The sequence below is a fragment of the Methylothermus subterraneus genome (assembly GCF_054656915.1).
On record NZ_BAAHXK010000003.1, the window covers coordinates 52979 to 73214 of the forward strand.

The window sequence follows — 20236 nt, forward strand, 5'->3', positions numbered from 1 at the left end:
TTAGGGTAAAACTTTAAACAGCCGATGCAAGCGGGCTTCCAGAATTTTTTCGCTGGCGGCGCGCACCGTCGCGTGCCCAACTTTGCGCCCTGGGCGCTCGGCCTTGGCGTAAACGTGGGCATGCACCCCCGGCTGTTCCAAAATATCGGTCAGATCCGGCACGGTGCCGATAAAGTTGACCATCGCAGCCAATCCTACCGGTTCGGTAGCGCCCAAAGGAAGGTCGAGGATCGCCCGTAGGTGGTTCTCAAACTGCGAGGTTTCCGCCCCCTCGATGGTCCAGTGGCCGGAGTTGTGCACCCTTGGGGCCATTTCGTTGGCGAGCAGATGGCCGTGGACTTCGAACAGTTCCAAAGCCAGTACCCCCACGTAGTCCAAGTGCTCCAGCAGCCTGCGGGCGTAGTCTTGCGCCTGCGGGCTGCTTGGATCGTCAGGGCGACTGCGGGCCAGATGCAGGATGCCGTGTTTGTGAGTATTCTCGCTCAAAGGATAAAACGCGATCTGACCGCGTTTATTGCGCACCCCGAGGATGGAAAGCTCGCGCTGAAAGGGAACAAAACTTTCGCCGATCAAGGCTTGTCCGCCAAGCCGCTCCCAAGCGGCCTCGACGTCGGCGGCGGTGCGGATCAGATGTTGGCCTTTGCCGTCGTAGCCGTACCGGCGCGTCTTGACCAAAAACGGCCAGCCTAAGATTTTGGAGGCCTGCTTTAGGTCGTCGAAGCTGTCGATGGGAATAAATTTGGGCGTGGGGATGCCCAAAGATTGAAACAAGTTTTTTTCGCTAAGCCGGTCGCAGCTGGCGGCCAAGGCAGACGGCGGCGGATAGATAGGTACTTTGGCCGCCAAAGCTTGAATTGCCTCCAACGAGACGTTTTCGAATTCATAGGTGATCACCTGACAACGCTGCGCCAATTGCTCGAGCGCCTGCGGATCGGCGTAAGGCGCCTTAAGGTGCTCACAGAGCCCGGCGGCGCAGGTGTCCGGGGCCGGATCCAAGACTAAGAACCGCAAGCCCAACGGATAGCCGGCCAGAGCGAGCATGCGCGCGAGCTGGCCGCCGCCAACGATGCCGACGGTGGTCATGGCGCTTCCTCCCTAGGATCGGGGTGCGCCAGCACCGCTTCGGTCTGGCGTTGGCGGAAAGACGCCAAAGCGGCCGCAATCTGCGGATATTTATTGCCCAAAATGGCTGCCGCCAAGAGCGCGGCGTTGGCAGCTCCTGCCTCGCCGATGGCGAGCGTGCCGACCGCGATCCCAGCCGGCATTTGGACGATGGAAAGCAGCGAGTCCAGGCCGTTCAAGGCGCGGGAGGGAATCGGCACGCCCAGGACGGGCAAGGGGGTTTTGGCCGCGACCATCCCAGGCAGATGGGCTGCCCCTCCGGCGCCGGCGATGATTACCTCCAGCCCCCGCGCTTTGGCCGAGGCAGCGTACTCGAACAAAAGATCTGGGGTTCGATGCGCCGAGACGATCCGAACTTCATAGGGGATTTCCAGTTGCTCTAGGGTCTTTGCGGCATGGCGCATGGTTTCCCAGTCGGACTTAGAGCCCATGATCACGCCCACCAAGGGGTTAGGTAGAGTCATAGCGCCTAACGGATAAGTAAATTGACGTAAACGATTATTATGCCAAATCCTAGGTGTTTCTATCGGAAGGTTGGCGCTTGCTTTTTCTTAGGCGGATTCCGTATGGAGCAAGATATAATGATTAGTTGTGTCCTTTCCTACCTAACTTACATACCCAAATATTTTTGGCGTCACGTTCTGCAAAGCGGTGTATGCGAGTCGTCGCAATCGGCTGTTGTTTTTGGATTTGGCTCGGCCTGCTTGGGGTCGAAGCGGTGGAAGGGCAGCCCGTGGAAGCCGTGCCGGCGGTTTCGGATGCGGGCCGGTTCGGCTTTGAAACCGTGCAAAGGTTAGCCCGCGATCTGGCGAGCCGACCTTACGCGCGCGATGAGGCAGACCTGCCAGAGGCGCTCGCCAAGCTCGATTACGATCAGTATCGGGACATCCGCTTCAAGCCTGAATTCGCTTTGTGGCGGGAAGAAGGGCTGCCGTTTCAGGTCCAGTTTTTTCACCGAGGCTTTCTGTATCGGGACCGAGTGATCATCCACGTGGTGGAGGACGGCAAGCCCAGGCGTTTGGACTACGTTGCGGATTGGTTTGATTTCGGCAAAAACGCGCTCGGGCCGTTTGACCCGAACCTCGGGTTTGCCGGGTTTCGCCTGCATTTTCCGCTCAAGCGCAACGGCTATTACGATGAGGTCGCCCTGTTCCAGGGCGCCAGTTATTTTCGGGCAGTGGGTTTGGATCAGGCGTATGGCCTGTCGGCGCGCGGCTTGGCGATCGATACGGGCCTGTTGCGGGCCGAGGAGTTTCCGGTGTTCCGGGAGTTCTGGATCGAAAAACCGCAGCCGGACGCGAACGCCATCGTCGTTTACGCCTTGCTCGACAGTCCGGCGGTGGCCGGCGCCTATCGCTTTGTCATCCGCCCCGGTTTGGAATCGGTCATGGACGTTGAAAGCCGCCTGTATTTTCGCCATGGGGTGGAGCGCTTGGGGATCGCCCCTTTGACCTCGATGTTTTTCCGAGGGGAAAACACCGAATACCCCGTCGATGACTTCCGCCCCGAGATCCACGACTCCGACGGCCTGGCGATCGCCCGCGGCAACGGGGAATGGTTGTGGCGGCCCTTAAACAACCCTCGCCAGCTGCGGATCAGCGTGTTCCACGACGAGCACCCTAAAGGATTTGGCCTGATCCAGCGGGACCGCAACTTCGATCACTACCAGGACCTGGAGGCCATTTATCAACGCCGACCTAGCGCTTGGGTGGAGCCTTTGGGAGACTGGGGGTCGGGGGCGATCTATTTGATCGAGATTCCGAGCGACCACGAAAAATACGACAACATCGTTGCGTTCTGGATGCCCGATGAGGCAAGCGCTGAAGGCCAGGAAATGGCATTTGCTTACCGCTTGTATTTCACCTTGGACGAACGTTTGCCTAAGCATTTGGGTTGGGCCGAGGCGACCCGGATCGGCGCCGCCGGCGTCGATCCACCCGAGCCGAAGCGGCGTAGGTTTGTAATCGATTTTTCCGGCCAGGCGTTAAGGCGCTACCCGGAGAGCGCCAAGCTCGAAGCTCAGGTGGATGCCTCGGCGGGGGCCGTGGACTATGTGGTGGTACAGAAAAATTTCGAGACCGGCGCGTGGCGTTTGAGTTTCGAGCTCGACCCAGGAGAGGCCGAGCCGCCGATCGAACTTCGCGCTTGGCTGCGTTCGGGCAAGGAGGCGTTAACCGAGACTTGGTTATATCAGTGGGGCCGATAATGGTTAAGACCGCGCAGATAGTGCCTTTGGAGCAGCCGGTCGAGCCGGAAAGCGAAAGGCTTAAACGCGCTGTGGAGGCTTATCTGAAGCGGCTGCGGTTTCAAGACCCTGTGTTGATCGCCCAGTTGGCCTCAGAGTGCCTGGATCGGGCGTCAAGGCACGGTCGGTGGGACCTAGAAGGGGTGCTCTGGCGTGCGCTGGAAGAGGCTCAACATCGTTTGGATCGGGCGCTGGCGCAAGCGATGGGGGTGCGCCTACCCGAGGACGCGGCAGCGGTAAGCGCGGTCAAAGCCGCCCTGCTTTTGACGCAGGAGCCGGTCTGCGCCGACGACTTAGTCCGATTACCCGAGCGGCCGGATTGGCTTGCTAAGCTGCAGGAACGCCGGCCGCAAGCTACGCCCCCGGAGGCGCCTGGTGTTATGCCGGCTCAGGATTTGGAGTTTTGGCTGTGAACCCGATCGCTTTGGCTCCCGCGTGGCGGCGCACCGCTCGGGTTCGGCGGGCGGGGTTCTTTTTGCTGGTGAGCCTGACCGCCTGCATGGCGCTATTTATGCTGCAAAGCGCCTTTCAGCAAAACGGCCTGACGCCGTTGGAGCTTGGGCTGCTGGTTTTGTACGCTTTGCTTATGGTTTGGATCAGCCTGTCTTTCTGGACGGCGACGTTGGGATTTTTGACCTTACTGTTTGGAGGGGACGCCAAAGCGCTTGCCCGCAGGCTACCCCAAGCTCCGGCAACCGAGCGCGCGCCTTGGCGGACTGCGGTGATCGTGCCGATTTACCAGGAAGATCCCAAACGGGTGTTTGCCGGGCTCCGGGCGGTTTGGCAATCGCTGCAGGAGACTGGGAACGCCGAGGGATTTGAGCTGTTTATCCTCTCCGACACGCGCGATCCGGCGCTGTGGATGGAAGAGGAGCAGCGCTGGTACCGCCTATGTGAAGACTTTGCCGCGCATGGACGGATCTTTTACCGCAACCGCGAATTCAACCTTGGTCGCAAGAGCGGCAACATTGCCGAATTCTGTCGGCGTTGGGGAAGCCGTTACCGCTATATGGTGGTGCTCGACGCCGACAGCCTCATCGGCGGTCGGACCTTGGTGCGGATGGTCGAGTTGATGGAGGCCAACCCCCAGGTAGCGCTGATCCAGTCCCTGCCGGTTCCGGTCAATCAATCCTCGCTGTTTGCCCGGATTTTGCAGTTTGCCAGCCATCTCTACGGTGGGGTGTTCGCCGCCGGCGCCGCCTGGTGGCAGCTGGGCGAGGCCAATTACTTTGGCCACAACGCCATCCTCCGGGTGGACCCTTTTATGCGCCATTGCGGCCTGCCCAAACTCAAAGGCCGCGAGCCCTTCGGCGGGGAGATCTTGAGCCACGATTTCGTCGAGGCGGCTTTGCTGCGCCGCGCCGGCTGGGAAGTCTGGCTGGTGCCGGAGCTTGGCGAGAGCTACGAGGAGCTGCCGCCCACCTTGATCGACTACGCCAAGCGCGATCGCCGCTGGTGTCAGGGCAACCTCCAACACCTCAAAGTGATCTTCGCGCGCGGCTTGGCCGGGATCAGCCGCTTGCACCTGGCGATGGGCATTATGTCGTATTTGTCCTCGCCGTTGTGGTTGTTGTTCTTGCTTCTGACCGCCTTGGAAGCCTACGTGCAGAGCCAGACCCAGCCGGTCTACTTCTTCGGCGACAATATTTTTCCGGTATGGCCTAGGTCTTATGCAGTAGAGATGACCACGATCCTGGTGGTTACCTTGGCCATGTTGTTTTTACCTAAACTGCTGAGCTTGATCTTGCTGTTTACCCGTTGGCGCGCGCGTGTGCGGGCGTTTGGCGGGGTGGTGCGGGTTTTAGCCAGCGTGGTTTTGGAGACGGCGTTTTCGGCTTTGATCGCGCCGGTACTGATGCTCTATCAGAGCAAATTCGTCGTTTCGATTTTGCTGCGCAAAAGCGTGGGCTGGCCTCCCCAGCAGCGCGATGCGCGCCGACTTCGCTTTAAGGAAGCGCTCCTTGCGCACGGCGGGCAAACTTTGATCGGAATCGCAAGCGGCGTGTTGAGTTACGTTTATATTCCTGATTTTTTCTGGTGGTTTACGCCGGTGCTTGCGGGTTTGGTGTTGGTGATTCCCCTCTCCATGCTGTCGAGCAGCGCCGGTCTTGGGCTGGCGGCCCGCAGGCTGGGGTTATTTTTAATTCCTGAAGAATCCAATCCCCCGCCGCTGATCCAGTCGTTCCAAAAGCACCTGCGGCAGCAACCTGAGGTGCGCGAGGAAGAGGAGCTGATTCGGGATCCTGGGGTGTGCGCATTGCACGCGGCTTTGTTGCTCCATCAGCCGTTGCCGAAAAAACAACGCTTGGTGCTCCAGGCAATTTTCTATCACTTTCTTGAAGAAGGGTTAAAGCCGCTTACTTTGGGAGAAAAACGCAGCTTGCTCGCGCACGCCAAAACCCTTTTTAGGCTGCATTATTGGCTTACGAGCCGGTTTGCGCTCGGGAACGAGCCGGCAAAATAAAGGGGCAAAGCGATGTTGGAGATCATTCGAGCCGGCGGCTGGGTGATGTGGCCGATTCTGGCGTGCTCGGTGCTGGCGATGGCGATCGTGTGCGAACGCTGGTGGAGCTTAAGACCCAAGCGCGTGATCCCGCCGCACCTCGTCGCCCAGGTCTGGAGCCTGTACCGCAAGAACCAGCTGGACGCTGCCGCTCTGCGGCGGTTGCAGACTTCTTCGCCTTTGGGAGCGGTATTGGCGGCGGGGTTGGCTAATTACCGCTACGGTCGGGAGGTGATGAAAGAAGCCATCGAAGACGCCGGTCGCCAGGCCACGCACGAGCTGGAGCGCTTTCTCAATTCTTTGGGAACGATCGCTTCGATCGCGCCTCTGTTGGGGTTATTGGGGACGGTGCTGGGAATGATCAAGGTGTTTGCTACGATCACCTCCGTCGGGGTCGGGGATCCTAAAGTGTTGGCGGGAGGAATCGCCGAAGCCCTGATTACGACCGCCGCGGGCTTGGTGGTGGCGATTCCGGCGTTGATCTTCCACCGGTATTTTGAGGCGCGGGTGGATGAGCTGGTGCTCAAGATGGAGAACGAGGCGCTGCGCTTTGTCGAGATCATGCACAGCGAAGCTCCCGCGCAAGCCTCGGAGGAGGGGCCGTGAACTTTCGCCGCCAGCGTCGGCAGCGGATCGAACTCAACCTGGCGCCGATGATCGACGTGGTCTTTTTGCTGCTGATCTTTTTTACCGTGACCACCACCTTCGAACGCGAGGCGGCGCTCAAAATCCAACTCCCTGAGGCTAAAGGCCAAAAGCAAAACGAGCCCAAGGTGATAGAAATTGCCATCGACGCGGAGGGGCGTTACTATCTTGAACGGCGCGAACTGACCGATACGCGGCTTGAGGCCTTAAAGCGCGCCATTGCCGAAGCGCTAAAGCCAGGTGCCCAGCCGGTGGTGGTAATCGCGGCGGATCGGAGAACCCCCCACCAAGCGGTGATCAAAGTGCTGGAGGCGGCGCGCCAGTTGAACCTGAGGCATATCTCGTTCGCCACGCGTCCCGTGGGCGGTGAGGAATAATCCATGGACAAAAAATTGCTTGAAATCCTAGTCTGCCCCCTTTGCAAAGGGAAATTGCTTTACGCGGCCGAGGCGCAGGAGCTGATCTGTAAAGCCTGCCGGCTCGCTTACCCGATCCGCGACGAGATCCCGGTGATGCTTGAGGAAGAGGCGCGCAAGCTCAGTCTGGAAGAATACGACCGCCTGCCATGACCGCGTTCAGGATCGTCATCCCCGCCCGATATGCGGCCTCGCGCCTGCCGGGCAAGCCGTTGCGGCAGCTCGCGGGCCGGCCTATGATCGCGCACGTGTGCGAACAGGCGCTCAAGGCAGGGGCGCAGGAAGTGGTGGTGGCCACCGACGACGAGCGCATCCAGGCGGCGGCGGAAGCGGCAGGAGTGCGCGCGCTTCTGACCGATCCCGGCCATCCCAGCGGGACCTCGCGCATCTACGAGGTAGCCCGGCGCCTAGGGTGGGGAGAGGAGGAGATCGTCGTCAACTGGCAAGGGGACGAGCCGCTGCTCGAGCCGCAGTTGATCGACCGTCTGGCTCGTTCTCTGGCCGCCCATCAAGCTGCCCAGGTGGCGACTTTGGCGACCCCGGCGGAGGCAGAGGAGGTATTCAATCCAAACGCCGTCAAAGTGGTGCTGGATCAGAAAGGCTATGCCCTTTACTTCAGCCGGGCGCCGATTCCCTGGCTGCGCGATGGGTTTGCGCAAACGCCCGCGCGCGTACCGTCCGGTCTCCACTGGCGCCATATCGGCGTATACGCTTACCGGGTCGGATGGTTGCACCGCTATGTGAGCTGGTCGCCGGCGCCGCTGGAGCAGGCCGAATCCCTAGAACAGCTGCGGGTGTTGTGGTATGGAGAAAAGATTTTGGTGGTAACTGTGACCGAGCCCCCCGAGCCGGGGGTGGATACACTTGAGGACTTGCTGCGGGTCGAGAGCCGGCTGCAAGAGCGTAAATCCAAGCACTGCAAGCGAGGTGCGGCATGACTCGGGTCTTATTTGTGTGCATGGGCAATATCTGCCGCTCGCCGATGGCGGAAGGGGTGTTTCGGCACCTGCTCGAACGACACGGGCTGACCGCCCGGGTGCAAGTCGATTCGGCCGGAACCCACGCCTATCATCTGGGAAAATCCCCCGATCCGCGCGCCGTTCTCATCGCCAAAGCGCGCGGCATCGACATCGGCGGGCGGCGCGCCCGGCAATTCGAAGTCCCTTCCGATTTCGAAGCCTTCGATCTGATTCTGGCGATGGACGAGCACAATTACGATACCCTTTTGTTTACCGGCGGCAAACGCTACCAGGGCAAGCTGGGTTTTCTGCTCGATTACGCCCCCCACCTTAAAACCCGCAATCTGCCCGATCCCTATTACGGCGGGGAGGCGGGTTTTGAGCGGGTCATGGATATGATCGAAGACGCCTGCGAAGGGCTGCTTAGTCATTTGCAGGATCGGTTGTTGCGGAGGGCCCCATGATACGGCGCGCCTGGTTGCTAATTTGGCTGCTTGGCGGGATCGGGCTAGGGAGCGCGTGGGCTGGCGAGATCGCCAAACCCGGTAAAATCAAGCACGTGGTTGTGGTATGGTTGAAGCAGGCCGAAGAGGCTGGGCGCTTCATGGCTTTGAGCAAGCAGCTGGTGGACTTGCCCGGGGTAGTGGACTACAGCATCGGGCCGGCTTTACCGGACAAGTCGGGGAGCGATTTTCACCTTGGGATAGTAGTAACTCTCGAGAATCGCCAGAGCCTGTACGAATATCTAAACCACCCAAAACATCGTGACCTTATCGCCAAGATGCGCCCCTTGGTGGAGCGCGTGGTGACTTACGATTTTATCACCCGCTAGGGAGGCAGAAGATGAGCGTGCAAAGCCGAGAGGTGGAATACTTTGACGGCGCGGTCCGAATGGTGGGTTTTGTGGCTTTTCCAGAGGCGCCTGCGCCGCGGCCGGCGGTCTTGGTCGCCCACATGTGGGGGGGGCGCGAGGCTTTTGTGTGCGACAAGGCCAAAGCCTTGGCAGAGCTTGGGTATGTGGGATTTGCCTTGGATCTGTATGGCGAGGCCCGGGTGGGTTCGGGGCCGGAGGAGAACGCGCGCTTGATGCAGCCGTTTTTGGAAGACCGGGCCTTGCTGCAGCGGCGCATGCAGCTGGCGCTGGCTGCGGTGCGGCGACTGGAGATGGTGGATAAGGAGCGCGTGGCGGCGATCGGCTTTTGTTTTGGCGGCCTGTGCGTGCTCGATCTGGCCCGGACGGGCGCGGACGTGCGCGGAGTGGTCAGTTTCCACGGCTTGCTCAAGCCGCCCGGAAACACCCAGGGCAACAGGATTTCCGCCAAGGTATTGGTGCTGCACGGCCACGACGACCCCATGGTCCCGGTGGAGGACGTGGTGGCGCTGGAGCGGGAGCTGACCGAAGCCGGCGCCGACTGGCAAGTGCACGTCTACGGGCATACCATGCACGCTTTTACCAACCCGAGGGCAAACGATCCAAGCTTAGGGACGGTCTATCATCCGGTGGCCGAACGCCGTTCGTGGTTGGCGATGCGGAATTTTCTGGAAGAGATTTTCAGTTCATGAACCTGAATTATCTGGATTTCGAGCAGCCGATCGCCGAGCTGGAAGCCAAGATCGAGGAACTTCGGCGCGTTGGTTTTGACCACGAAATCAATATTTCCGAGGAGATCGCGCGGCTGGAGGAAAAATGCCGCAAGCTCACCGCTTCGGTGTTTTCCTCGCTCTCGGCGTGGCAGATTTCGCAACTCTCGCGGCACCCTTTACGGCCGTACACGCTCGATTACATCCAATTGATCTTTACCGATTTTCACGAATTGCACGGCGATCGCCATTTTGCCGACGATCCGGCGATCGTCGGTGGGCTGGCGCGGCTGGAGGGCCGGCCGGTGATGGTGATCGGCCATCAAAAGGGGCGCGATACCAAGGAAAAGCTGCGCCGCAACTTTGGCATGCCGCGCCCGGAGGGCTACCGCAAGGCTCTGCGATTGATGCAGCTGGCCGAGCGCTTCAAACTGCCGCTGTTTACCTTTATCGATACCCCGGGCGCTTATCCAGGTATAGACGCCGAAGAACGCAATCAGAGCGAAGCCATCGCTCGCAATCTGTTTGCGATGGCCCAGCTCAAGACCCCCATCGTGTGCACGGTGATCGGCGAGGGGGGGTCCGGCGGCGCTTTGGCCATCGGCGTGGGCGATCGGTTGTTGATGCTCGAATACAGTACCTATTCGGTAATTTCCCCGGAAGGTTGCGCCTCCATTTTATGGAAGAGCGCCGACAAGGCCGAACTGGCGGCTGAGGCGATGGGCATTACTTCGCGGCGCTTGGAAGAGCTCGGGCTGATCGACGAAATCGTTCCCGAACCTTTGGGGGGCGCCCACCGCGACAAAAAGCAAGCGGCGGCCAACATCAAAGAAGCGCTGCTCAAACACCTCGAGCAATTGGAGCGCATCCCGCTGCCGCGCCTGCTGGATGAACGCTACCAACGCCTGATGAGCTACGGCATCTATATCGAAGAATCGGCATGAGGGATCTGGCCGGCGAATTTAGCCGGTTTCTCGAGCGGCACCCGGCGGATTTTTATTGGATCGGCTACAGCGGAGGGATCGATTCCCACGTCCTGCTGCATCTGTGCGCGCAGCTGCAAGCCACCTTAGGACCGGTGTTTGGCGCGGTCCACGTCAACCACGGCCTGCATCCGGAGGCCGACGCCCATGCCGAGCATTGCCTGAAGACCTGCGCTGGGTTGGGCCTTCCGTGTCGGATCCTGGCGGTCGATGCTCGCCCCCGGCCGGGCGAGAGCCCGGAAGAGGCGGCGCGCAATGCCCGTTACCGCGCTTGGGCCGAATGGCTAGAACCAAACGCGGCGCTACTTGTAGCCCAACATCAAGACGATCAAGCCGAGACGGTGTTGCTGCAAATGCTGCGCGGGGCAGGCCCGGCGGGAATGGCGGGAATGGCGCCGGCAGCCAGGTTAGGCCGCGGGCGCTTGCTGCGCCCTTTGCTCGAGGTGCCCAAGGAAGAGCTACGCGACTATGCGCGGCGGGCCGGGCTGGTCTGGGTAGACGATCCCAGCAACGCCGACGAGTCCCTGGACCGCAACTACCTGCGCCGCCGAATTCTGCCGTTGCTCAAGGCGCGCTGGCCGGCCTGCGTGCGTACCATTGCCCGCAGCGCTAAGCATTGTGCTGAAGCGCAGAGATTAGTGGAAGAGATTACCGCACCGCACCTTGAGGCGGCGGTCGATCCCGAGGGGGGCTTGGATCTTAAGGCGCTCGCCGTGCTGGATCGCTCCCGCCAGCGTTGGTTGGTGCGGGCATGGTTGAAACGGCAAGGATTTCGCAGCCCGCCGGCCGTTTTGCTCGACCGGGTCTTGGACGAAGCCGTAGCGGCGGCGCCGGATCGCCAACCCCGGATCGAATGGGCGGAAGGAATCGTATGCCGCTATCGGGGCAAGCTCTACGCCTTGCGCCCGGCGCCGCTCCCGGACCCGGCATGGCAGACCTCGTGGGACGGGCAGACGCCTTTGCTGCTTCCAGATCGGAGCGTGCTTGAACCCAAACCGGCTGAAGGGAAGGGGGTGGCCGTTCGGTTCTGGCGCCAGGGAGAGATTGAGGTTTGCTATCGCCGCGGCGGTGAGCGCTGCCGCTTGCCTGGCCGAAAGAGCCGGCCGCTGAAGAAGCTGCTGCAAGAACAAGGCGTGCCGTTGTGGGTGCGGCCTAGGTTGCCGCTGGTCTATCTGCACGGCCGGCTGGCTTTGGTGGCTGACCTGTGGGCGTGCGAGCCGTTCGCCGCAGGACCAAACGAGGTGGGGGTGACTTTGAGCTGGAGGCCGGGGCTTGGCAGAGAGTGAGGGTGTGGTAAAATTGCGAGTGGTGTTGACGTGTCTTTGTAATTTAGCGCCGATTAAACTTATCGGTTTTAACCAATAACATTTGCACAAGAGGGGTTGCGAACCATGAAAACGATCAAAAACGTTCTGACTGCCGCCATGATTGCCGTATCGGCCGGAGCGATGGTGGGAGGACCCACGGTGGCGATCGCGGCGGAGAGCGCTGAGGGGGTGAACAAGGCGATTGCCGAGGTCAAAAAGGCGCTAACCGAAGCCATCCAGATTGCGGCCGAGGGAACCAACCAGAAAGGGTTGATCGATAAGATCGCCGAGGCCAAACAGTACTACAAGGAGATCACGGGGGATCAGTACGGCGCCAAGCTGCAGCGTTTGTCCGGTTCCTTGAGCAAAGCCCGCGGTATGGCCAGACGCGGGGATTTGGCGGGCGCCGAGGAGGAATTAAAAAGAGCGCTGGAAATCATCAACCAGTTCCAACCTTCCTGATCGACCGGTAAGGTTTGTTCTTTACGACCCGCCCTGGATCCGGGCGGGTTTTTTATTCCCGCTTGCGCGTTGCAGGGCGGCAAAGCCCTGTGCTTGAATATAAAAGCAAAGAACGAAAGTTCTTAAAGACCCCAGAACCCACCCAAAGAGGAGGCTCAAGATGCTCAAAATCAAATCGTTATTGTCTGTTGCGGTGTTGATGGGGGCGGCGCAGCTCGCCGGGGCGATCGAGTGGCAGGCGCTGCCGGAAGCCGCTCCGGCGCCGGCCGATAACCCGGTCACCCCGGCTAAAGTCAAGCTCGGCCAAATGCTGTTCTTTGATCCGCGGCTCTCGTCTACGGGTACGGTCTCGTGCAACTCGTGCCACAACGTCATGGCGGGGGGCGAGGACAACCGTCCGGTAGCCGCCGGAGTGCACGGCAAGACGGGAGATCGCAGCGCGCCAACGGTTTGGAATGCAGCTTTCCACGCCACGCAGTTTTGGGACGGACGCGCCGCCAGCCTGGAAGATCAAGCCCGAGGCCCGGTGACCAATCCCATCGAGATGGGCATGAAGAGCTGGGACGAGGTGGTGGCGCGCCTTAAGCAAATTCCGGAGTATCCGAAGCTGTTTGAAGAAGCCTTTGGCCCCGGCGCCACGATCAGCGAGGACAACGTGGTCAAAGCGATCGCCTCCTACGAGCGCACTTTGATTACCCCCGACAGCCCCTACGATCGCTACGTCAAGGGCGATAAATCGGCGCTGACCGAACAGCAAGTGCGCGGTATGCAGACCTTTGCCGCCGTCGGGTGCGATACCTGCCACTCCGGCCCTGCCTTCAGCGGACAGACCGGCCAGGGGGTAGGGGTGTTCCGCAAGTTCCCGATGTTCGACAATCCCTTCTTTGAAAGCAAATACGGCTTTAAGAAGGACCTTGGGCGTTACAACGTCACCAAGAAGGAGGAAGACAAGCATTTCTTCAAGGTGCCGACCTTACGCAACGTGGCCCTGACTGCCCCGTATTTCCACAACGGCGCGGTTCAGACTTTGGAGGAAGCGGTGCGGGTCATGGCCAAGCTGCAGCTCAACCGCGATCTGAGCGATCAGGAGGTGGCCGACTTGGTAGCGTTCTTGAACGCCTTGACCGGCACCTTCCCTAAGCAAGACTTGCCGCGCTTGCCGGCGACCCCAGGCAAAACCTTCGCTTACGTCAAGTAAAGCGAGCGCATCGGCGGGCGCCCTCAGGCGCCCGTCTCATTTCAAGAGCCGGCCATAAACTGCCAAGTGCCGGTCGCTGACCTTTTCGACCTGAAAGCCGGTAAGGCCGGCTGCGGTCAATTGCGCTTGGACTTCGCTTAGGCGGAAGGCGGCGCACAGGGAGTTATAGAAATCCCGGCGTAGGATTTCCGGCTCTTCCGCGGCATAGCGTTCGACCAAAGCTCGAGCCGCACGCCGAGACGCTGGCCTTTCCAGATCCATTACCAGCACCGCCGCGCCTGGCTGGCCAAAGCGCTGGATTTCATGCCAAAGCCGCTTAGGATCAGGCAAATGGTGGAGGAGGCTGTTGCTGAGGATCGTGTTGTAACGCCGGCTTGGGCGCTTGGCGGGGATGCGGAGCTTGCGAAAACTTATCCGACCTTTGAGCTCCGGTTGGCGTTCAAGATTGCGTCGGGCAAAGGCCAGCATTGCCTCGGCGCCGTCGATGCCGGTGATGTGACAAGCTGGGTAGCGTTTTGCAAACAGTAAGGGAATCTCCCCTGGGCCGCAGCCTAGATCCAATACCTGCCTGGGTTCGTGATCGGGAAAATAACGCTCGAAGAGTTCTAAAAACAAGCGGTTGGCCGAGCTGAAGTCGGCCTGCGCGTAAGCTTGGGCTTGTACGGGATCGTTCATCAGCTCGGGTTCGCAGGTTCTATCCATAGGCGTTTGAGGTTGGCCGGGGAAGGCTTGCGGTTTGTTATATAATTTCTGCTCTGTTTTTCAACCATTTAGGCGGTTGGCATGGCCCAAAAACTTTACATCCACACCTTCGGCTGTCAAATGAACGAGTACGATTCGAGCAAGATCGGCGAGGTGCTGCGCCGGTCGCACGGACTGGAGCTGACCGCCGATCCCGAAGAGGCGGATGTTTTGCTTCTCAATACCTGTTCGGTGCGCGAGAAAGCCCAGGAAAAGGTGTTCTCGCAATTGGGGCGCTGGCGGCCGCTGAAAAACAAACGACCCGAGGTGATCATCGGCGTCGGCGGATGCGTCGCGAGCCAGGAAGGAGAGACGATCCAACGCCGGGCTCCTTATGTCGATATCGTTTTTGGTCCCCAGACCCTGCACCGCCTGCCGGAACTTTTGGAACGGGTGCGAAAGGAAAAACGCCCGGTGGTGGACATCTCCTTCCCGGAACTGGAAAAATTCGACGCTTTGCCGCCTCCCCGCGCCGAAGGTCCCAAGGCCTTTGTTTCGGTGATGGAAGGGTGCAGCAAATACTGCACTTACTGCGTGGTGCCCTATACGCGGGGAGCCGAGATCAGCCGGCCGGTGCGGGAGGTGATTGAAGAGATAAAGGCTTTGGCGGCGCAGGGGGTCAAGGAGGTCAATTTGTTAGGCCAGAACGTCAATGCCTATCGGGGCGAGACCGAGGACGGCGACGAGGCCGATCTGGCGCTCTTATTGTTTGAAGTAGCCGCCATCGACGGCATCGAGCGGATTCGCTTTACCACCTCCCATCCTGCCGAGTTCGACGAAAATCTGATTGAGGCTTTTGCCTCCCTCCCTAAGCTTGCCGATCACCTGCACCTTCCCGTGCAATCGGGCAGCGACCGGATCCTGGCGCGGATGAAGCGTGGCTACACTCGGCAGGAGTATTTGGAAAAAATCGAAAAGCTGCGCCAGGTGCGACCCAATTTGTCGTTGTCTTCGGATTTTATCGTCGGCTTTCCCGGCGAAACCGAGGAAGATTTTAACCAGACCTTGGATCTAATCGACCAAGTCGGCTTTGATGTTTCCTACAGTTTTATCTACAGTCCTCGTCCCGGCACCCCGGCGGCGGAGATGGCCGACGACGTCCCGCCGGCGGTCAAGCGCGAGCGCCTTAGCCGCTTACAACGCAAGCTCCAAGAGAAAGCAGCGGAGATTTCCCGCAAGCTGATCGGCACCTGCCAAAGGGTTTTGGTGGAAGGCGCTTCCCGCAAGAATCCGCGAGAATTGTGCGGCCGGACTTCCGGCAACCGAGTGGTGAATTTCCAGGGTCCGCCTGCGCTGGTTGGGCGCTTTGTCGACGTGGTCATCGCCGAGGCCCTGCCGAACTCCTTGCGAGGGCGCTTAGTCTAAGCTAAGCTGAAATGACTTATAGGTGTTGGACTAGCCTGTTAAGGCTTAAACTTTTAGCCGTTGACCGACGAATCGACCACGCTGCAAATTACTTTGGAACCTGCTGACAATCAGCGTTTGGCTAATCTGTGTGGGCAATATGACGAAAACTTAAGACAAATCGAAAAGCGTCTAGGAGTTGAAATCGCTAATCGAGGCAATTGCTTTCGTATCGTCGGTTCCAGCCAGCCGGTAGAAGCGGCCTCGCGAGTTCTCCTCCATCTGTTTCAGGCAAGTTCTTCGGAAATCATCACGCCGCAACGCGTGCACTTGTCGCTCCAGAGTGCCACCATCAACGCCTTGCTGGAAGGGGAATCCGACGAAGATTATAAGACCATCCGCACCCGCAAGGTGTTGGTCAAGGCGCGCGGCCCCAATCAGCAGCGTTACCTCAAAAACATCCTTTCCCACGACATCAACTTTGGCATTGGCCCCGCCGGCACTGGCAAAACGTATCTGGCGGTGGCGTGTGCGGTGGCGGCGCTCGAGGAAGAGAAGGTCAGGCGCCTGATCCTGACGCGGCCGGCGGTGGAAGCTGGGGAACGGCTGGGCTTTCTGCCCGGCGACATGGTGCAGAAGGTCGATCCGTACCTGCGCCCCCTGTACGACGCGCTGTATGAGATGCTGGGTTTCGATCGGGTGCTGAAATTGATCGAACGCAACGTGATCGAGGTGGCGCCTTTGGCCTTCATGCGCGGGCGTACTTTGAACGACGCGTTCATCATCCTCGATGAAGCTCAGAACACCACCGTCGAGCAGATCAAAATGTTCCTCACGCGGGTGGGATTTGGCTCCACGGTGGTGATCACGGGGGATGTAACCCAAGTGGACCTGCCCAAAGATCGGCCTTCCGGCCTCAAGCATGTGCTGGAAGTGTTAAAAGGGGTCGAGGGAATCAGCTTTACCTATTTCACCGCGGCCGACGTAGTCCGACATCCCTTGGTGCAACGGATTGTCGCCGCCTACGAAGCCTATGAACGGCGCCAGCAGCCGCAAACGTAGCCGGGTCGAGATTCAAATCGCCTGTGACCATCCTTGCCCACCTCGCCCTAAGCTGCGTCAATGGGCGATTGCGGCTTTGGAAGGAGAGATAGCCGAGATTTCGTTGGCGATTGTGGGGGAGGAAGAAATGGCCGCGCTTAATTGGCGTTTTCGCCGGCGCGAGGGGCCCACGAACGTGCTCAGTTTTCCGTTTGCAGCGCCGTCCGACCTTCCTTTGGCCTTCTTGGGCGATGTGGTGATCTGCGCTCCCGTAGTGGCGCGCGAAGCGGCGGCTTACGGCAAAGCGGAGAGCGCGCATTTTGCCCATATGGTGGTGCATGGAGTTTTGCATCTGCGCGGCTTCGACCACCTGACTGAAGAACAGGCCGAAGCGATGGAGGGTCGGGAACGGGAAATCCTCGCCCGCTTAGGGTTTCAAGATCCTTATTCCAGCCAATGATTATGAACGATGAATCTGCCGACGAAATTGCCGACTCTAGGAACTGGGCTTGGCGTTTGAGCCATCTTTTTGCCGCCGAACCCAAAACTCGCGAAGAGTTGGTGGCGATGCTGCACGAGGCGTATAAGCGCCATCTCTTGGATCGCGACGCGCTGTCCATGATCGAAGGGGTGCTTAAGGTTTCGGAAGCGCGCGTGAGAGATATCATGGTGCCGCGAGCGCAGATGGATGTCGTCCCCCAGGATGCCGCGCTCGAAGACGTGCTGCCGCAGGTTGTCGAGACCGCCCACTCGCGCTTCCCGGTGATCGGCGAAGACCGCAGTCAGGTGGTAGGAATTTTGTTGGCTAAAGATTTGTTGCCTTACGTGTGGCGGCAAAACCTCAAGGTCCCGGTCAAAAAACTGATGCGCCAGGCCTTGTTCGTGCCGGAGAGCAAACGCCTTAACGTGATGCTGCGCGAGTTTCGCCAGCGTTGCCAGCACATGGCGATCGTCATCGACGAATACGGAGCCGCGGCGGGTTTAGTGACCATCGAAGACATCCTCGAACAGATCGTGGGCGAGATCGCCGACGAGCACGATTTGGAAGAAGAGTACATCTTCCGCCGCAGCAACCGGGTCTATACGGTCAAGGCGATCACGCCGATCGAGGAGTTCAATGACTATTTCCACGCCGATTTTAAACCGGAAGACTTCGATACGATAGGCGGCTTGATCGTCTCCACCTTAGGGCACGTTCCCAAGCGGGGGGAGCAAGTTCGGCTCGGTCGCTTCCTGTTTGAAGTGCTGCGTGCCGACAACCGCCGCGTGCATTTGCTCAAGGTAAAACTGCTCGAGCCTGAGCCTACTCGTGCCGACTAAGTCGCTTGCGGCGCTGGCTTTGGGGGCCTTGTTGCCGCTCGCCTTTGACCCCTACGATCAGGCTTGGCTGGCACCGCTGGCATTGGCCGGATTGTTTTACCTCTGGCAACGGGCCACGTCCCCACGGCGCGCGTTTGGGTACGGCTATCTGTTCGGTTTGACCCAGTTTGGGTGGGGGGTCTGGTGGGTGTTTGTCAGCATGCATCGCTACAGCGGGGCAGGGGTGCTCGAGGCGGCCCTCTTGACGGCCTTGTTCATTGCCTTTCTGGCCTTGTACCCGGCGCTGGCCGGGTGGGCCGCGGTGCGCCTGCGCCGACCGGCTCTTTTAAGTTGGCCGGCGCTGGGGTTGCCTACGGTCTGGGTTGCGGTGGAATGGCTGCGCGGGTGGCTGTTTACGGGATTTCCTTGGCTTGAAGTAGGTTACAGCCAAGTCGATAGCCCCTTGGCCGGGTTTGCCCCGCTGCTTGGAGGATACGGGGTAGGATGGTTGACCGCTCTGACCGCTTCCGTGCTGCTTATAGCTTGGGAAAAACGCCTGCGGGCCGGCCCCTGGGTCCTGGTGGTGGGGTCGATTTGGTTGGCGGGAATGGGATTGCGGTCGGTCGCTTGGACGCAGCCGGCCGGCGAGCCGTTTCGGGTGGCGCTGCTCCAAGGCAACATCGCGCAGGATCTAAAGTGGCAACCTGAGACCCAAGCGCACATCCTGGCCGCGTATCTGCGCCTGACCCGCCGCCACTTGGACGCCGATCTGATCGTCTGGCCGGAGACGGCCGTTCCGGCGTTCTATCATGAGGTCCTGGACCGCCTGATTGTTCCCTTAGATCAACAGGCCAAGGCCCACGGCGTGGACATGCTGATCGGCATTCCGGTACTCGATCTCGATACGGGGCGTTACTACAACGCCTTGCTCAGTCTGGGCAGGTCCCCGGGAAGGTACGACAAGCGGCATCTTGTGCCGTTTGGAGAGTTTTTGCCTTGGCGGTCGGTGTTGGGATGGGTTCTGGAAGTGCTCGAAATCCCCCTGTCTGATTTTACGCCTGGAAGCCGGGATCAGAAACCGCTTAAGGCCGCCGGTTTTGCGCTGGCGGCGACCATCTGTTACGAAGACGCCTTTGCCCGCGATGCCCTGGTGGGGTTGCCGCAGGCGGCCTATATGGTCAACGTCAGCAACGACGCTTGGTTCGGGGACACGATCGCGCCCTATCAGCACCTGCAGATGGCGAGGATGCGCGCGCTGGAAGCTGGGCGTTATCTGCTGCGCGCCACCAACACCGGCATCACCGCAGTGATCGGTCCGACCGGCAAGGTGGTCGCCGAGGCGCCCGCCTTCGTCCAGACTGCTTTGACCGCGTCCGTGGTGCCCTTGGCCGGCGCTACCCCTTATGTGATCTTGGGCGATTGGCCGCTTGGCTTAGGCGTTTTGGGAGTGCTGGCGTGGGCGCTGGGTCCACGCCTCGGCTACACCAGCTTGCGGGCGCGCTTGAAAGCCTCGTGGAAGTCGAAATAGACCGGTTGTTCGGTCTGCAGCAAGTCGCGCAGCATCGCGTTCTGGAGTTGGTATTTGATGTTGCCTACCGCCAGCGGACCAACGCTCACGGCTCCCGGACTATTGGGCGCGGTGGGCAGAGGCGCGCCCATGTCTTTAGGTCGCACCCCCTCGATGCCGGCCGGCGGGACCGCGTTGACGTCGCCGACGACTTTAAGGCGCTTGGCGTCTTCTAGAATTTCCCGATCCAGTACCTGAATGCCGGCTTTGGTGGTGTTGAAGAGGATATCGGCGCGATTGACCAGCCACGCTTTGCTGGCGCCGGAGCTCGCAAACGTCCCTTTGAGCCTGCAACCACAGCGGCGACCGTACTCTTCGGCGGTTCGCATGGCGGTGTCCAAGCTCAAGTGGTCTACCAAAGTCACATCCGCCCCGGCGAGAGCGGCGATCACCGCGGTGGAGATGCCTACCGGGCCGGTGCCGCCAAAGACGATGGCGCGGCAGTCTTTTAATTCCAAGCGGTGTTTTTCCCTAAGTTGCTTTTCCACCGCCGCAACCAGCGCGGTGGCGGTAGTGAAAGCCCCGGAAGGGTCGGCCAGCACCGAGACCGCAAACGGCGGAACCATCGCCTTTTTGATGGTTTCCATCATATCCAAAGCCACGCCGATGTCGCGCCCGCCGATGAAAATGGCGGTTCTTTTCACCCCCTTCGGCCCGCGCGAGAAAATGATATCTTGGGTTAAGGCGTAAACCCGATCCAAGGTGACGTTGGCGTGGGGGAAGACGATATCGAAGCCGGCGTCCACCGCCATGTTGAGGTCAAACGGGCTGACCTGGGGGTGGGGGCTGAGCATGTGCAGCACGGTGCGCGTAGTCATGAGTT

Annotated in this window: 23 protein-coding genes; 19 read left to right on the forward strand and 4 right to left on the reverse strand. The window is 60.0% G+C overall.

The annotated features are described in order from the left end of the window. Complete coding sequence (locus tag ACYQ3M_RS03650) at positions 1 to 1083, reverse strand: 5-(carboxyamino)imidazole ribonucleotide synthase (protein WP_460034698.1); 1083 nt, start codon at positions 1081 to 1083, stop codon at positions 1 to 3. Beyond that, a complete protein-coding gene (purE, locus tag ACYQ3M_RS03655; protein ID WP_460034699.1) occupies positions 1080 to 1586 on the reverse strand; it encodes a 5-(carboxyamino)imidazole ribonucleotide mutase in 507 nt (168 codons plus the stop codon). Before purE ends, ACYQ3M_RS03650 begins: the two co-directional genes overlap by 4 nt. 191 nt (positions 1587 to 1777) lie before the next feature. Here purE and ACYQ3M_RS03660 point away from each other — a divergent pair, with 191 nt between their 5' ends. The 14 genes from ACYQ3M_RS03660 to ACYQ3M_RS03725 all read left to right on the forward strand — a co-directional run bounded on the left by ACYQ3M_RS03660 (position 1778) and on the right by ACYQ3M_RS03725 (position 13421). Then, positions 1778 to 3328, forward strand: coding sequence for an OpgD/OpgG family glucan biosynthesis protein (locus tag ACYQ3M_RS03660; protein WP_460034700.1), 1551 nt, complete (start codon positions 1778 to 1780; stop codon positions 3326 to 3328). Then, entirely contained in the window at positions 3328 to 3780 is a 453-nt protein-coding gene (locus ACYQ3M_RS03665) for a hypothetical protein (protein ID WP_460034701.1), read from the forward strand. Before ACYQ3M_RS03660 ends, ACYQ3M_RS03665 begins: the two co-directional genes overlap by 1 nt. Continuing rightward, entirely contained in the window at positions 3777 to 5831 is a 2055-nt protein-coding gene (gene mdoH / locus ACYQ3M_RS03670; protein WP_460034702.1) for a glucans biosynthesis glucosyltransferase MdoH, read from the forward strand. The genes ACYQ3M_RS03665 and mdoH overlap by 4 nt, the downstream gene beginning before the upstream one ends. A 12-nt stretch (positions 5832 to 5843) precedes the next feature. Further along, the gene (locus ACYQ3M_RS03675; RefSeq protein WP_460034703.1) at positions 5844 to 6476 is read left to right on the forward strand and encodes a MotA/TolQ/ExbB proton channel family protein; all 633 of its coding nucleotides are present in this window, start codon (positions 5844 to 5846) and stop codon (positions 6474 to 6476) included. Then, complete coding sequence (locus ACYQ3M_RS03680; protein WP_460034704.1) at positions 6473 to 6892, forward strand: ExbD/TolR family protein; 420 nt, start codon at positions 6473 to 6475, stop codon at positions 6890 to 6892. The genes ACYQ3M_RS03675 and ACYQ3M_RS03680 overlap by 4 nt, the downstream gene beginning before the upstream one ends. A 3-nt stretch (positions 6893 to 6895) precedes the next feature. Beyond that, positions 6896 to 7084, forward strand: a complete 189-nt coding sequence (locus tag ACYQ3M_RS03685) for a Trm112 family protein (RefSeq protein WP_460034705.1) — start codon at positions 6896 to 6898, stop codon at positions 7082 to 7084. Continuing rightward, positions 7081 to 7869: a 3-deoxy-manno-octulosonate cytidylyltransferase gene (gene kdsB / locus ACYQ3M_RS03690; RefSeq protein ID WP_460034706.1), complete on the forward strand. Its 789-nt coding sequence runs from the start codon at positions 7081 to 7083 to the stop codon at positions 7867 to 7869. The genes ACYQ3M_RS03685 and kdsB overlap by 4 nt, the downstream gene beginning before the upstream one ends. After that, positions 7866 to 8354, forward strand: a complete 489-nt coding sequence (locus ACYQ3M_RS03695; protein WP_460034707.1) for a low molecular weight protein-tyrosine-phosphatase — start codon at positions 7866 to 7868, stop codon at positions 8352 to 8354. Before kdsB ends, ACYQ3M_RS03695 begins: the two co-directional genes overlap by 4 nt. Then, positions 8351 to 8722, forward strand: a complete 372-nt coding sequence (locus ACYQ3M_RS03700; protein WP_460034708.1) for a Dabb family protein — start codon at positions 8351 to 8353, stop codon at positions 8720 to 8722. Before ACYQ3M_RS03695 ends, ACYQ3M_RS03700 begins: the two co-directional genes overlap by 4 nt. Positions 8723 to 8733: 11 nt before the next feature. After that, positions 8734 to 9453: a dienelactone hydrolase family protein gene (locus tag ACYQ3M_RS03705; protein ID WP_460034709.1), complete on the forward strand. Its 720-nt coding sequence runs from the start codon at positions 8734 to 8736 to the stop codon at positions 9451 to 9453. Beyond that, on the forward strand, positions 9450 to 10415 hold the full coding sequence (gene accA / locus ACYQ3M_RS03710; RefSeq protein ID WP_460034710.1) for an acetyl-CoA carboxylase carboxyl transferase subunit alpha: 966 nt from the start codon (positions 9450 to 9452) through the stop codon (positions 10413 to 10415). The genes ACYQ3M_RS03705 and accA overlap by 4 nt, the downstream gene beginning before the upstream one ends. Beyond that, positions 10412 to 11740, forward strand: coding sequence for a tRNA lysidine(34) synthetase TilS (gene tilS / locus ACYQ3M_RS03715; RefSeq protein ID WP_460034711.1), 1329 nt, complete (start codon positions 10412 to 10414; stop codon positions 11738 to 11740). Before accA ends, tilS begins: the two co-directional genes overlap by 4 nt. A 105-nt stretch (positions 11741 to 11845) precedes the next feature. Next, complete coding sequence (locus ACYQ3M_RS03720; protein WP_460034712.1) at positions 11846 to 12223, forward strand: hypothetical protein; 378 nt, start codon at positions 11846 to 11848, stop codon at positions 12221 to 12223. A gap of 160 nt (positions 12224 to 12383) precedes the next feature. Next, entirely contained in the window at positions 12384 to 13421 is a 1038-nt protein-coding gene (locus ACYQ3M_RS03725; protein ID WP_460034713.1) for a cytochrome-c peroxidase, read from the forward strand. A gap of 36 nt (positions 13422 to 13457) precedes the next feature. Here the strand turns inward: ACYQ3M_RS03725 and ACYQ3M_RS03730 are convergent, their stop codons facing one another. Continuing rightward, on the reverse strand, positions 13458 to 14123 hold the full coding sequence (locus ACYQ3M_RS03730) for a class I SAM-dependent methyltransferase (protein WP_460034714.1): 666 nt from the start codon (positions 14121 to 14123) through the stop codon (positions 13458 to 13460). Positions 14124 to 14204: 81 nt separating this feature from the next. On the opposite strand from ACYQ3M_RS03730, the gene miaB reads away from it, so the two are divergent. Genes miaB through lnt form a run of 5 tightly spaced genes read left to right on the forward strand, consistent with a single transcriptional unit; the run spans position 14205 to position 19374 of the window. Next, a complete protein-coding gene (gene miaB, locus ACYQ3M_RS03735) occupies positions 14205 to 15527 on the forward strand; it encodes a tRNA (N6-isopentenyl adenosine(37)-C2)-methylthiotransferase MiaB (RefSeq protein ID WP_460034715.1) in 1323 nt (440 codons plus the stop codon). A 60-nt stretch (positions 15528 to 15587) separates the two neighbouring features. Then, positions 15588 to 16568, forward strand: a complete 981-nt coding sequence (locus ACYQ3M_RS03740; protein WP_460034716.1) for a PhoH family protein — start codon at positions 15588 to 15590, stop codon at positions 16566 to 16568. Continuing rightward, complete coding sequence (gene ybeY, locus ACYQ3M_RS03745; protein ID WP_460034717.1) at positions 16540 to 17007, forward strand: rRNA maturation RNase YbeY; 468 nt, start codon at positions 16540 to 16542, stop codon at positions 17005 to 17007. The genes ACYQ3M_RS03740 and ybeY overlap by 29 nt, the downstream gene beginning before the upstream one ends. A gap of 2 nt (positions 17008 to 17009) precedes the next feature. After that, positions 17010 to 17867 (forward strand): CorC family transporter, encoded by an 858-nt coding sequence (locus ACYQ3M_RS03750; protein ID WP_460034718.1) that lies wholly within the window; start codon positions 17010 to 17012, stop codon positions 17865 to 17867. After that, complete coding sequence (gene lnt, locus ACYQ3M_RS03755) at positions 17857 to 19374, forward strand: apolipoprotein N-acyltransferase (protein ID WP_460034719.1); 1518 nt, start codon at positions 17857 to 17859, stop codon at positions 19372 to 19374. Before ACYQ3M_RS03750 ends, lnt begins: the two co-directional genes overlap by 11 nt. Here the strand turns inward: lnt and ACYQ3M_RS03760 are convergent. Beyond that, positions 19326 to 20231, reverse strand: coding sequence for an NAD(P)-dependent methylenetetrahydromethanopterin dehydrogenase (locus tag ACYQ3M_RS03760; RefSeq protein ID WP_460034720.1), 906 nt, complete (start codon positions 20229 to 20231; stop codon positions 19326 to 19328). The genes lnt and ACYQ3M_RS03760 overlap by 49 nt on opposite strands. Positions 20232 to 20236: the final 5 nt, after the last annotated feature.